We start from the raw sequence: 13,459 nt of genomic DNA on the forward strand, positions 1-13,459 counted from the left end.
AAAGATTTTGAGGGTTCTGTTTTGGCTATTCATCCTATAGAACCTCTGCTGACATTGAAAGTGATAACTGCGGCAGCTCAGGGTCTTAAAGGAACCCCCCCCCCCCCGGACCCGCCTTTTGACAATTTTTCAGGACAAAAGCTGCGAGACTTTCTTTTGAAAGCAAGTTTAAAAAAAGTGTCAACCGCCTCATATGCGGTACAAATGGTTCCGCCTCTGACGCTGGAAGCAAAACGTTATATTACTGGCAATGCCAAATGGTACGCAGACAAAGGCAGATCCTATCTGTTAGAAGAGGATTTTAAACAATGGCAAGCATGTTTTGATTCCACATCCGAGGAATACATCCTTGACTCGGAAGGATTTTATTTTTGTATGTTGGAAATTCTGGCTATTGGAGAAGTCTAAGTGACATAAACAGAGGCATAACCCTGCATTCACCTGACTGGGAGTTCGTGCTCAACAAAAACAATAGCATCTGGTGGTTGATGATATCCAGCCGGCACGAGAGACCGTAATCAATATTCTTCGTGCTTTGGGCTATAGAAAGGTCAAGGAGGCTGCGGCCGTCAAGGCGGCGGCGCTTGTTGCAATGGAGTAAATCATCTTTAACTACAGGGGCACAACAGGACAGAAGAAAAACAGAAGAATCAGACTAATCAGACGCTATAAAAAAGGTCCTAATACCATCAGGGGCAGGTTTAAGTTATAAAATTATATTTGTTATGATAAATGCAGGAGGGGAACAAAATTGAAACTTATTAAAGAATGGGAAGAGTATATGCTTGAATATAGGAGCAGTGTTTCCCCCTAACTTATGAATTAGGGGCTTTAGAAAGTAAGAAAATAGAAGCCGTTGAGGCTGAAGACATAGGAAAAGGTTTTTCTTATTCGGAAATGGAAGCTGATAAAATCAAAGAAATAATAAAAATCTTGCATAAGATGTATGTTCCCGAAATAGCAAAAGAAGCCCATAGGTGTATAACCAACTTTTGTATTAAACACAAGCAATGGTTGGATTATATGGATAAAAGCTTGCGTGAGTTAGGGGTATAAAATTTATGCGATAAAACGGAACACTGTTGGAACACTCCGTTATCGGGAAATTATTGTAATATATGCAAACCTAAATAAAAACCATAGGTTGGGCAATTTAAGGCCCTTAGAAGCCATTTAAATAAGCCCTATTTTCTGGACCAAGCAAAAGAAATCCATATATACCCATAATTGCCCACTATCCCTGCAATATGGCCCTAATGTTTTTTACAATCGAAAAGTGTACCAAATTTCAGCCGAAAACTGTGCCACTAATACAAAAAAAAGCTATATTTAAGCTATTTTAAAAAATTTTTCCGAAACTTGAGTTAACTGTTTACAGCATAATACATGAATATTATGCGCATACTTTTGATATTCTTTAGAGTCAAGTTTTAGCAATTATTTTAAACACCTAGCTATCTGCTAACAGACCAGGAGCCTCCATCAGAGTCTGTTCCACTAGCGTACGTTGCTGACTCATTAAGCTTTCCTGAGAGTGTAGTTTTATGGTATGAATTATCATTCTGTGAGCAAGAACCAGTCCATCTGCTTATCAGGTTTGCAGTTATCTTAAGATTATAAGTAGATAAATTTAATGTTCCAGAAAAAGATATGGTTGCATTAAAAGGGCAGCCATATGCAGTACCTGAAAAACTGGAACTGCCGCTTACATTACCTGTATCCAAATTAATATTTAGATTTATGGGATATGTGCTACGGTCAGCAACACCTGTAAGAACTCCTGAGCCTTTAAGGTTTACTGTGCCACTTAGCACTTCTTGGCATCCCCATGTTAGAGCTATGCTATCACTGGAACTGCCCTCGGAATTACTGGCAGTTGCTGTTAATGTATAAGAATTGTTATTTTTCAAATTTATTTGTACTTTATTTGAACCCCATGCTCCATTACTGTCGTCTTTGCTAAATGAAATCTCAGGTTCAGGTATTCCTGTAGTTTCAGCAGAAACCTTATAATAGCAAACTTTATCTTCTTCAGAAAAAGTAGGGCCTTCTACAATTTTAAGTTTTATTGTTGGTGCTTCAGCTAAATCTTCTTCTTGATCTTCTTCATTTTCTTCTTCGGCTTCTTCCTGGTCTTTTTCTATTTCCTTTTTATTCTCCAAATTCTCTATTTCTTTTTCTAAACCTTCTATTTCTGCATTAACTTCGTCAAGCCTTGTTTTCAAATTTGAAAGCCCTGTGGTATCAGTTACTATGTACCCCTGTTCTTCGAAGTATTTATAAGAATTTATCTTGTCTTCAAGATATTTTTTCTCCAGGGTTTTTTTATCAAGTTCTTTTTTTTGGCCAACAATTTCATCAGCCTCTAATTTCTTATTTGCATTTAGAGTACTAGTAATGGTATTAAGTATTATAGTTATTCTTTCATCTTTGGCCTGTTCTTTTTCTGTATCTTTAGTATCTTTATCTTCCTCTATCTGCCCATCTTTCTTTTCATCTTCTGGAGCGTTTTGGTCTTTGGTATTATCACCTTTATTTTCCATATTTATTATTATGCCAACAGTAATGTCACTTATTTTTTCATCAGTAGTATCTGAAGTTGACTTTCTTTTAGCAATCTTATTAATAGCTAATGCTATGTCTTTCTTTAACTCGTCTGTATCTACACCCTGCTCTTTTAGTTTTTGTTCTATTATTTCTTCTTCATCTTTATCACCCTGCTGATCATCATTTTTTTTAGGTTTTGTTTTAAAGGTATTTGTTAATGAATCAATTCCTGTTAGCAGGCCTGTTTCATCATATGTTGTTGCCGCTGTTTTGCCGCCTTCTAAATATATCTTATTAATTTCAGCTTTGTATGATTCTGCTGTCTTGTTTGCATCACCGTCATACCCGATATCACCGTAATTTTGTACATTCTGGGTGTAATCTTCTACTTTTTTTTTGGTTTCCATGGCTTTGCCACCAAAAGAAAAAAGACCTGCTGCTAAAACAACAATACCAGTGACTGCAAGATAGGTAAGAATTACTTCACCCTTCTGCGAAGATAGAAAATGGAATAAACTTAAAAATTTATATAAGTATTTTTTCATTTAAATTTTATCCTTCTTTCTGGAGACATTTATTAATTTATCATCAGAATTAAAGGTACATATTACAAGGCCTCCAGCATAATTAATAATTTTTAAACCTGTATTTGTATCCACAATTATTTCATCTTCTTCTCCTAGAATTGCCCCTACCTGCTTAGAGCTCAGCCCAAAGGTAAAATCTTCCGGTTTTATTTCTAAATTATCATCAATAATATCTTCCAGAATAATATAATCTCCGCCTTCGTAATCCCCATTATTAAAAATAAAATATCTTTCAATTCCTGCATATATCCAATCCTCAACCCTAGCATTATTATTGCCTTCATCAAATATTACTAAAAATTCATCTGGATATCCTAAGAAGGTAACAAGTTCCTGCTGCTTTTGGCTCAAGTCTTCCTTTGGCAAAATGCTATTTTCTTCTGAAGTGTTTTCGTCTATTTCATTTTGTTGGGCATCGGAAGAATCATCTACTATTGTTTCGGTATCAATGGTTTTTGTTTCTATTACTTCATTATCGGCTTCTACTGGTTCTATTTTATTTATATTGTTTAAAATATAAAAGGTTAAAATTACCGAAACAGCAACAAAAGCTACTGAAATTAATGTAATAAAAAATATACTAAAATAATTCTTTTTACCCCGGTTATTATTTTTATCAACAGTTTTATTTTCAGAAAGTTCTGATGAGGTATTTGTTAAGCTATAACCACAATGCTTACAGTATTTGGAATCCTCAATTATTTTTTTTCCACAACTTGGACAATACATGCACTTTTAAGTGTTTATATAAATAAAGGCAATAATACAGAACGAAAGTTATAAAGTCAAAATATCGAATTGATTTATTTAAAATCTAAATGAAACTGTATCGTTGCTTACCGTGATAATCTAAACGAAATTATTTTAATAATTGGGATAAATCTCTATATTTGAAAAAACTATATTTTCAAATATAGGGGGTAAGGATGTTGGCAATGAGGTATAAAAAAGCAGTAACTTCTGAACTTAAAAAAAGATACAACAAATCAACTAAAAAGCAAAAAGGGGCTATCCTTGATGAATTTACCGCCATTACTGGCTATAACCGCTCTTATGCATCCTGGATACTGAAGGCAAAAAAACAAAAAATCATAGGGTATATGACAAGCAAAGGTAAAAAGATAAAGTTTGTGGTAGGAGAAAAGAAAAAAAGAAATAAACCCAGGATATACGGTCATGACGTATGCCTTGCACTGAAGAGGATCTGGGTAGTATTTGACTTTATCTGCAGCAAGCGCCTTGCCCCTTTTATGGCTGAAGCTGTAGAAAAGTTAGAAAAACATAAGGAGATAAATATATCTTACCCCCTAACCATACTTATATCTTACCTCATTTTTTATCCAGTTTTTGGGGGTAATTATAATCTTTGAATACCCCCGAAAACATACTCTGAATTTCCTGGCTGCTTATTCCTACCTCCAGCGCCATCCGGGTATGGGCATAAGAACATAAGGGGCAGCCATTTACCTTGGTAACTGCAGTCATTACTCTTTCCAGAAGCAAAGTGCTTAACTCAGCGTTCCGTTTTGCCCTGACCATATATTTGATGGTACGCAAGCCGTCATAAAATATCCGGTATGATTTTTTAACCGTATATAATTTTTCGCCAAACTCTTTTTCCATTATCTTCAACCTTTTGATTAGGTATCCTTGATCTCTATCTAACAACTTTACCAGCCTCTTATTCTTCAGTTACACCACAATTTGATTCTAATAAGCTCCCCAGCCAGCATCAGCTACAATAATTTCACCATTGATAAAACTGGAATCAGGGGTAGCTAAAAATAAGGCTACTGAAGCTATCTCCTCAGGTTTACCTGTCCTGGGATTAAGGCTCATGTATTGAGTTGCTCTTTCGGAACCGAACTAACTGGGATTATTTATGGTTTCTCCAATATTGGTTTCCACTGCACCCGGAGCTATAGCGTTGCATCTTATTCCTTTGTTTGCATACTGAAAACCTACATTCCTGGTTAGTCCCACTACTGCATGCTTGGAAGCGGTGTAGGCTGCTCCCGCCCTCCTCCCCTTATTCCACCCAGTGAAGCAATATTTATGATAATACCGCTTTCTTTCCCAGTAAAAATGGAAATAGATTTCCTTATTGCCATCATGGGCCCTTTGACATTAACCGCAAATACCTTATCCCATAACTGGTCAGTAACCTCTCCTGCAGGCATGAAATTATCCATAATTCCCGCATTATTTACCAGGATATCCAGTGTTCCGTAAGTATCAACTGCAGTCTCTATCATTTTATCCACATCTTCCAGCTTGGAAACATCAGTTAATACCGGTGTGGCTTCTCCCCCATCTTCTTTTATTTTTTTGGCTACCTCTTCTGCATCTTCAAAGTTGATATCGGATAATATAACCTTGGCTCCCTCTTTAGCAAATAAAATAGATATGGCTTCCCCATGCCGGAAGCTGCCCCGGTTACAATTGCCACTTTGTCTTTAAGTTTCATAATAATTCTTTTTATAAAATTTCTTTATCACAATATGCTAATTTTAGTATCCATTCTAAAACTGTATAAACAAAATTAAATTACATCATGGCCGGAAAAGCTTATAAACTCACTGGTCTATTTGCATTATTTATATTATCCTGTTAGAAATATATAATCCGTATATAAGGACTACAGGGCTATGAAAAAAAATGGTTTTCGCATTGAATATTTATTAATGATTATAGTCTCCTTTTTCTGGGCTATAGGACACCCTCTGGGGAAAATCGTTACCAGGAGCCTGCACCCTTATCAGGTGGCCGCGGTTAATCTGACTATTGGATTTGTGGCAGTGGTGATATTTTTGCTTATTTCAGGCAAGATAAAAAAACTATCCAAGCTCTCTCCCAGGGATATAATGATCTCTCTGGGGCTGGGCGTATTTGGATTTTTTTTCTACCAGATCCTCACTTTTAGCGCCCTTTCCAAAATTCCCGCCTCTATTAATGCGGTACTCATTTCCAGTAATGTAATCTTTATAGCCATACTGGCAGCACCCATATTAAAGGAACGTATAGGCCTTAGTACCAAGATAGGTATAGGCCTGGCTGCAATAGGTGTAGTTCTGGTTACCTTTAACCAGGGCTTTTCATTGAATTTGAGCGGTACCGATATGGATTTAATGGCCTTTCTGGACCCCCTGCTGGCCGCATTATCCTTTGCCCTGTATTCAGTAATTGGCAAGAAACTTTTGGCTAACAACGACCCCCTTATAGTGGCTGCCCTGGCTCTGTTCTCAGGAGCGGTACTGTTAAATATACTGACTGCTTTTACCGTGGGCTACACCCAGATTTTCACAGCCAGCCGGACCGAATTGGGTATATTAATTATATTGGGGCTTACTATGATTGGAATAGCTTATCCCCTATGGTTTACCTGCCTTAAAAAGCTGCCTGCCTCCCATGTTTCCATTTACATATATCTGACACCAGTTTTTGCGGTAGTGCTTTCTTTAATAATTCTAAAAGAAAGTTTTTCCTGGTTATTTTGGGTAGGTGCGGTACTTATCCTGGCAGGAATAATTGTAACCAACCAGTTAAAATTTAAGAATGCAGAATAGGATTATTCTAAGTTATGGCAACAGTACCATAAAGTTACAATCCATTGATTTTTGTATTAACCATAACCAATCAAGATATGATAGAAAAGACATCAGGGTTTTACCTCTATCAAATTGAAACCCTGGCCGGGTTTCAACAATTTTGGCCCTTTGTTATCAGCACTAAATATGTGGTATCCGGGCAGTAACAACAACTTATAAAATTGTATAAAATCATCAATCAGGCGGAGGTGTTTTAATTGATCAAAAACATGAAAGATGCATTCAGTGTAAAAGGTAAAAATGTACTGGTAACCGGAGGCAACCGGGGGATAGGTGAAGGCATAGTTCAGGCTTTTGCGCAATCAGAGGCTAATGTAGCTATTATGGCCAGAGATAAGCAAAAAGGGCTGGAAGTTATTTCCGATATCCAGAAATATGGCGGCAGGTACCTATTTCTTCAGGGAGATGTGACCTGTAAAGAAGATTGCCGCAAAACTGTAAAATCAGTGAACAAAGAATGGGGCACCCTGGATATCCTGGTCAATAATGCCGGTATATGCAGGCATAAGCGCTCTTTTGACCTGGGCCCGGATTTCAAGGACTGGTATGATGTAATTGATGTAAACTTAAATGGACTGTTTCTCATGTGCTACCATGCAGCAGAGATTATGAAGGAGCAGGGAGGAGGCAGTATTATTAATATCACCTCTATTTCCGCCCATATAGTAAATGTACCCCAGTGGCAATGTTCATATAATGCCTCCAAGGCAGCGGCAGAACACCTGGTAGAAAGCCTGGCTGTTGAATGGGCTCCTTACCATATCCGCCTTAATGCCATAGAGCCCGGATATACAGCCACTGAACTTTTGGACCTGGATAATGAGAGAACCCGTAAATGGTATAAATACTGGAGAGAGGCCTGCCCTACCGACCGTTTTCTTACTCCTATAGAAATAGGGGCCCTGTGCGTCTACCTGGGTTCAGATGCGGCCGATTACTGCCGGGGCTCTGTGTTTGAAATAGATGGAGGGTACCGTTTGCCCAGGTAGCATCCCTGGCAATTATTCCAATACTTTGCAGCTTTATTTTTGGGCAACCACCCTGCAGGGAAGGCCGGTCATGCCAGCGTAATTTAAGGGATATGTATGGGCGACAAACCGGGCATGTTTGCTTCTGCCAAGCAGGGTTTTTAAATTACAAAGGTTTTCGATAATGAACACGCCCTGCTGGGCGCAGTACTGGTCTTTGGGAGAATGCTCTTCTCCCCTGCGCATCCCGGCAAAATCAACACCAATGATGGAGATATTTTTTTTCAGCAATTTATCAATCAAATCCATAGATAACTGGGGGTGCTGAGAAAAATAAGTTTTTGAGCCATATCCCACCCTTTCTATAAACCCGGTATAAAAAGCTACAAACATGCCCGCTTTGACCCGGGCTGGATCAATGTCATCTGTTTCAATTTCCCGGTCACCAGTTTTACTTACGTCAAATACAACCGCGTCTCTTTTTGTATATTCTAATGGAAACTCCTGGTCCATAACATCAAAGTGGGTTCCCATATGACCGTCAAAAGATTTTTTTTCATTCTTATGGGTATGGTCCATCATTTCGGGGGTTACCTTTAAGGTAATATCAATCAGCAAGCCTTTTCCTCCTCCAGATAAAAAAATTTACTCTATCTAAACATCATGGCAAAATTGTAACATATATCCTTCTAAAATCATGGTGCATCCAGGGTTATTATTTTTATATACACAGGCTTTAAGATCCTGTTTGCAGGTAGAATTTAGCCCGGGCTAAAAAATACTTGTAAACATTAGAAGGTCTCCTGTAGAATGATACACTATGTTATAAAGAAATTCTGGTCAGGTCACTGGTTTGTAGCTAATGGCAGCCTAAAGCGGCTGGCTGAGTAATTGGCGGTTTAGGGCAGCAATATTTGGATAATGCTTCCCCTCAGGTATCCAGGATAAGTTTGATATAATAGTACTTTATTTGATTTGCTTTATGGTACTACTTTTATCCGCCACATTCTAAAAGAGCAATACCAGGTTCTTTTGGTTTTTATATTTTTTATAAATACTGGGTGCATCAATTTAACTAAGGAGGTATAAAATTATCATATAGCATGTTTATTGGTTTAAAAATTTCATTTTTTAAACATTTTTGCAGTTTATAATTTACAGGTTGATTTCTAGCTTGAGCATGTTAATCTCAACTAGTTAAACCATAAAAATAACATATTGGAGGAAATAGATGAAAAAAATAAAATTGATGTTAATACCGATTCTGGCTGTGGCCCTTTTGCTTATTACCTTTGCCGGTTGCTCTAGCAGCGACGGGGAGTTTTCCTATAGTAGCGGGATTACCGATGATGGATTCTGGAAAGGCATCACTGCACTGGATCATGTAGAGCTGGGTAAATATGAAGGGATATCCATCCCCCAAGAGGTGTACCAGGTATCAGAAGAATCTGTCCAGGCAGAGATTGATGGCATTCTGGCTAATTTCACTTCCCAGAATCAAATAACAGACCGCGAAGTTATGGAAGGTGATACTGTTAATATTGATTATACCGGTAGTGTTGACGGCCAGAATTTTGAAGGCGGCAGTACTGAGGGTATGGGTACCGAGGTTACCATTGGGGTAACAAGTTATATAGAGGGCTTCCTGGAGCAGCTTGTTGGCCACAGTCCGGGTGAATCATTTGATATAGAAGTTACTTTCCCCCAGGATTACGGTAACCCCGAACTTGATGGCAAAGATGCTGTTTTTGCCATAACCATAAACCATATAGTGGAAACGGAAACCCCGGAATTGACCGATGATTTTGTTGCTGATAATCTTTCTTTATCTTATGGCTGGAACACAGTTGAGGAAATGGAAACTGATATCAGGGATAATCTGCAAAGTTCGGCAATATCCTATTATATACAGGAATATATTGTAGACAATGCTGACATTAAATCCATTCCTGAAACCCTGGTTGAGTATCAGGAAAAATCCTTAATCCTTTACTATCAGGATTCTGCTGAGTATTACGAGATGGAATTTGATGAATTCTTGACCAATTATATGAATGTCTCCTCTACCGACGAGCTGCTTGAAACATTTGCTGAAGATAACAGGGAAAATGCTAAATTCTATCTTATCATTCAGGCCATTGCTGAAGATGCTGGTATTTCAGTTACCGATGAGGACCTGAACTCCTATTTTACCGACCATATAGGAGCAGAGGACTATGCGGAATATGAGGAAAATTTTGGTATACCCTATCTTAAGTTAATTGTGTTAAATCAGAAAGTCCTGGATTATCTTGGTGATAAAGCTGTTCTGGAATAAGAACTATAGATGATAGTATTATCCTATATTTACCCGGACCCCAAATTCGGAGTCCGTTGCTCGGGTTAATGTCCAATTCAGCCGTTCTGATGTTAGTGTAACATCATCTACTATCACTTGCAGCAGCATAGATGTAAAATAACAGCGATAGCCGGTAAGTTTATTGCTGTCATTTTATTTTCTCCCTTAACCCTGGCTCTTATCCTGACGGGACTGTCTTCTGCTGGGCATATAATATGGCTTGAAATTTCAAAACTTGGGCTAACCGGCCTTAAATACTTGCTGCCATAGCCTTATTCTTCATAAAATGTAATTCCTATCCCGGTACCCACATGAGCCCCAACCACTATTCCAATTTTTACCTTCATCATGGTCTTGGGGCAGTAAATTTTCTTTATCTTATCTTCTACTTCGACTACATCCTGTTTTGCATTGGCATCAGATAGAACTACTGTAAGCTTCCCTTTCCCTGAAATATAATCTCCCATTGATTTTACGGCCAGTCTTTTTGCATTTTCCCAATGTTTGGTATTTTTAAACATTCCTATATATCCATCATCAGTTAAGGTACAAGCCGGTACACCCATATAAATATCTCCGCTTGCCGCTAGCCAGTATGCTTCTAACCCTGCCCACGGTCTGCAGCCGCATTTCATAAACATATATTTTGCATTGTGTACTTTTATTTCTTTAATGTTAATTTTCAAAATAATAACTTATATTGGTATAAAGACAATTAATTAAGATGTGTGAAATATGTCTGAATTTGATCCCAGAAAACTTCATATTACTTTTATTGATAAGAAAAATTCTGAAAATTCAATATCTCCGCGTAGTTACACTCTTACTCATTCTGATATTACTGGCGACCTTTTTCTTTCAATAGGACCGGGTTTTGACTACAGAAAATTTTCAAGTCTTTATTCTAAACTGATGCGTGATGAGGTTTTAGGAAAATGGCAAGGATTGGGCCAAACAGGATTAAATATATATTGCCTGGTAAGCGGCGGAATAGCTATAGGTCCCGCAAAATGGCGGGAGTCCATATTCAGGCAGCATATGAACATGGTTCTAAAAGCTATTTGTTATGGTGACAGGGTATTCCTTGCAGAAAACCGGGATTTTTTATGGGCACCCATTTATGTTCACTTTCTTATCAGGAACAAAAAAACCAACAGTATGGAGAAATGGGGCATTATCAGTGATTTTATGCCCAAGAATTAATATGACTGGTATAAGATTAAGGAGTTAAGAATATGTTTACAAAAAGGATGTGGATATGTCTTGCTTCAGGGGCAGTACTGGGCATAGTTTGCATTGTTGGGGCTTTTATACGCTCAGGTTTTGAAAGTGATGGCTATTTCTTGTTTTCTTTATGGTATAACCGGTTGCTTATGGGTCTGGTGATTGGAGCCGGCTGGAAAAACCTGAGTTTGCCCCAGACAATTGCCAGGGGCGCAGTCCTGGGCTTAATAGTTTCTTTTGCTTTTTACAGTTCTACAGGTTTTAGTGACCTTGTAAGTTTTTTGGCAGGGATTGTATATGGCGTTATAATTGAATATGTTGCCAACAGGTTTACTGCTGTCAAAAGAAAATAATTACTTTAAATGAATGGAATAAAAAAATATGAAGGTGTTTATAATAATAATTATATTAATTTCATTAATTTGGATAACAGGCTGCACCGTTCCTGGGTCCAGTCTAGAAAGTGATGGAGCAACAGAGCAAGGTATAGACAAGGATGTTTCTATTACAAAAGAAGAGAAAAGCATAGGAGAATCAAAAATGATTATCCCTGATTATAAAAACAGTAGATATAAAGAAATATATCTGGCCGGAGGATGTTTCTGGGGAGTCCAGGCCTATATTGACCAAATAATTGGCGTTGAATATACCAATGCAGGATACGCAAATGGGGAAACCGGGACAACAGATTATTATTCTATTGGGAAAACAGGACATGCTGAAACAGTTTATGTAGCCTACGACCCTAAAAAATTAACTCTGGAGGAGCTTATCGGTTATTATTACCAAATTATTGATCCCACCAGCTTAGATAGGCAGGGAAATGATATTGGTTCTCAATACCGTTCAGGCATATACTATGTGGATGAGGAAGATAAAGAAATCATTGAGTTGATAACTGAAAAAGAACAGGCCAAGTATGATGAAGAGATTGTAACAGAAATAGAACCTCTAACCAATTATGTTTTAGCTGAAGATTACCACCAGGATTACTTACAAAAAAATCCTGGTGGTTACTGCCATATAGACCTTAGCCAAATTCCAAAACAAAAGCCAAGCGTGAATCCAGGGGAATATCCCAAGCCTTCAGTAGAAGAAATAAAGAAAGAATTAACTGATTTGCAGTTCAGAATTACCCAGGAAGATGCTACAGAATTAGCTTTTCAAAATGAATATTGGGATAATAAAGAAGATGGCCTTTATGTTGATATTGTAACTGGAGAGCCCTTATTTTTATCTTCGGATAAATATGATTCGGGTACAGGCTGGCCATCCTTTACCAGGCCTATACAATGGGATGTTCTAACCCATAATTCAGATAACTCCGGGGGTATGGAAATAATAGAAGTAAGAAGCAGAAGCGGAGACAGTCATTTAGGGCACTTGTTTTATGATGGTCCCGCTGAAGAAGGGGGACTGCGCTACTGCATTAACAGTGGAGCTTTGGATTTTATATCATTAGATGAATTTGAAGAAAAAGGATATGGAAAGTTTAAAATTTTATTTGAATAAGCAATTTACGCCAATAAGCTGCCCTGTAAAAGAAAGGAAATTTTTATACTTAATTAATTAATGAAGTGTGAAACCTTATTCCCATCCATTCGCCATTATGGTCAAACTTTACCAGTAAGCCCGGGAGTTTTTTAAGTTATACCTTAACTTTTTACCTCTTAACTGTAAGTTTGAAAACAAAGAATCAGTAAGTTGCGGTTTTGCTCAGCAGTAGAACTTTCAAATAATTCGAATGCTCTAGGACATATATTTAATAAGGAAAAAAGTGTAATTGAGTAATTTTGATCTGCTTTGGTTAGACCCTCTAGTTTATCACTTGGCCTATACTATTTTTCTTTTAACTCTTCTACTTTCTTTCCCTATTCATCCCAAGTAACCCCCACTTCATAAAAATGGACATTATGTATTTTTTCCATGTATTTTTACTTCCACTGCGGCGAAAGTCTCAAATAGATAGAGGGCTGTTTTTTATTTTTTCACCCTTCGCTATATTGCTTATAGCTTTATCGGAACCTTGTATAGAAATTACCCTTTACTTTGAAATAAATCTTCTTTTAGTTTAATCTGTCATAGTACTATTTTTTTCAATAAAATTTCAGATATGTCTGAAGAAATAAAGGATAAAAAAAATAGGCATATTAAAGGCTTATTTCAGGAAAATGGGGACTGTTCTGG

Annotated in this window: 13 protein-coding genes and 1 pseudogene; 8 read left to right on the plus strand and 6 right to left on the minus strand. The window is 37.5% G+C overall.

Translation table 11 applies throughout. The features are described from left to right. The first annotated feature begins 21 nt into the window (after positions 1–21). Positions 22–408 carry a hypothetical protein gene (locus K9H14_00560; GenBank protein ID MCG9478683.1) on the plus strand — a complete coding sequence of 129 codons (387 nt, stop codon included), beginning with the start codon at positions 22–24 and terminating at the stop codon, positions 406–408. 1,046 nt (positions 409–1,454) lie between these two features. On the opposite strand, the gene K9H14_00565 is transcribed toward K9H14_00560, so the two are convergent. Together K9H14_00565 and K9H14_00570 are read right to left on the minus strand one after the other, a co-directional pair. Further along, positions 1,455–3,092, minus strand: a complete 1,638-nt coding sequence (locus K9H14_00565) for a hypothetical protein (GenBank protein ID MCG9478684.1) — start codon at positions 3,090–3,092, stop codon at positions 1,455–1,457. Continuing rightward, positions 3,093–3,863 carry a zinc-ribbon domain-containing protein gene (locus tag K9H14_00570; protein ID MCG9478685.1) on the minus strand — a complete coding sequence of 257 codons (771 nt, stop codon included), beginning with the start codon at positions 3,861–3,863 and terminating at the stop codon, positions 3,093–3,095. 206 nt (positions 3,864–4,069) lie between these two features. Between K9H14_00570 and K9H14_00575 the strand changes: the two genes are divergently transcribed. Further along, entirely contained in the window at positions 4,070–4,504 is a 435-nt protein-coding gene (locus tag K9H14_00575; protein MCG9478686.1) for a hypothetical protein, read from the plus strand. Here the strand turns inward: K9H14_00575 and K9H14_00580 are convergent. Together K9H14_00580 and K9H14_00585 are read right to left on the minus strand one after the other, a co-directional pair. Continuing rightward, complete coding sequence (locus K9H14_00580) at positions 4,464–4,802, minus strand: carboxymuconolactone decarboxylase family protein (protein ID MCG9478687.1); 339 nt, start codon at positions 4,800–4,802, stop codon at positions 4,464–4,466. The two genes, K9H14_00575 and K9H14_00580, sit on opposite strands and share 41 nt — an antisense overlap. Positions 4,803–4,844: 42 nt before the next feature. After that, positions 4,845–5,601, minus strand: a pseudogene (locus K9H14_00585) (SDR family oxidoreductase). A gap of 181 nt (positions 5,602–5,782) precedes the next feature. Between K9H14_00585 and K9H14_00590 the strand changes: the two are divergent. Together K9H14_00590 and K9H14_00595 are read left to right on the plus strand one after the other, a co-directional pair. Beyond that, the gene (locus tag K9H14_00590; protein ID MCG9478688.1) at positions 5,783–6,700 is read left to right on the plus strand and encodes a DMT family transporter; all 918 of its coding nucleotides are present in this window, start codon (positions 5,783–5,785) and stop codon (positions 6,698–6,700) included. Positions 6,701–6,939: 239 nt separating this feature from the next. Further along, positions 6,940–7,731, plus strand: coding sequence for an SDR family oxidoreductase (locus K9H14_00595; GenBank protein ID MCG9478689.1), 792 nt, complete (start codon positions 6,940–6,942; stop codon positions 7,729–7,731). Between the two features lie 33 nt (positions 7,732–7,764). Here the strand turns inward: K9H14_00595 and K9H14_00600 are convergent, their stop codons facing one another. Continuing rightward, positions 7,765–8,328, minus strand: a complete 564-nt coding sequence (locus tag K9H14_00600; protein ID MCG9478690.1) for a cyclase family protein — start codon at positions 8,326–8,328, stop codon at positions 7,765–7,767. A 613-nt stretch (positions 8,329–8,941) separates the two neighbouring features. Here K9H14_00600 and tig point away from each other — a divergent pair. Further along, positions 8,942–10,027 carry a trigger factor gene (tig, locus tag K9H14_00605; protein MCG9478691.1) on the plus strand — a complete coding sequence of 362 codons (1,086 nt, stop codon included), beginning with the start codon at positions 8,942–8,944 and terminating at the stop codon, positions 10,025–10,027. Between the two features lie 293 nt (positions 10,028–10,320). On the opposite strand, the gene K9H14_00610 is transcribed toward tig, so the two are convergent. Beyond that, positions 10,321–10,734 carry a DegV family protein gene (locus tag K9H14_00610; protein ID MCG9478692.1) on the minus strand — a complete coding sequence of 138 codons (414 nt, stop codon included), beginning with the start codon at positions 10,732–10,734 and terminating at the stop codon, positions 10,321–10,323. A gap of 49 nt (positions 10,735–10,783) precedes the next feature. Here K9H14_00610 and K9H14_00615 point away from each other — a divergent pair, with 49 nt between their 5' ends. Genes K9H14_00615 through msrB form a run of 3 tightly spaced genes read left to right on the plus strand, consistent with a single transcriptional unit; the run spans position 10,784 to position 12,784 of the window. After that, the gene (locus K9H14_00615; protein ID MCG9478693.1) at positions 10,784–11,251 is read left to right on the plus strand and encodes a staygreen family protein; all 468 of its coding nucleotides are present in this window, start codon (positions 10,784–10,786) and stop codon (positions 11,249–11,251) included. A gap of 32 nt (positions 11,252–11,283) precedes the next feature. Then, complete coding sequence (locus K9H14_00620; GenBank protein MCG9478694.1) at positions 11,284–11,625, plus strand: hypothetical protein; 342 nt, start codon at positions 11,284–11,286, stop codon at positions 11,623–11,625. Positions 11,626–11,653: 28 nt separating this feature from the next. Then, positions 11,654–12,784: a peptide-methionine (R)-S-oxide reductase MsrB gene (msrB, locus tag K9H14_00625; protein ID MCG9478695.1), complete on the plus strand. Its 1,131-nt coding sequence runs from the start codon at positions 11,654–11,656 to the stop codon at positions 12,782–12,784. Positions 12,785–13,459 lie beyond the last annotated feature (675 nt).

Source organism: Actinomycetes bacterium (genome assembly GCA_022396035.1).
Taxonomy (GTDB): Bacteria; Actinomycetota; Humimicrobiia; order Humimicrobiales; family Humimicrobiaceae; genus Halolacustris.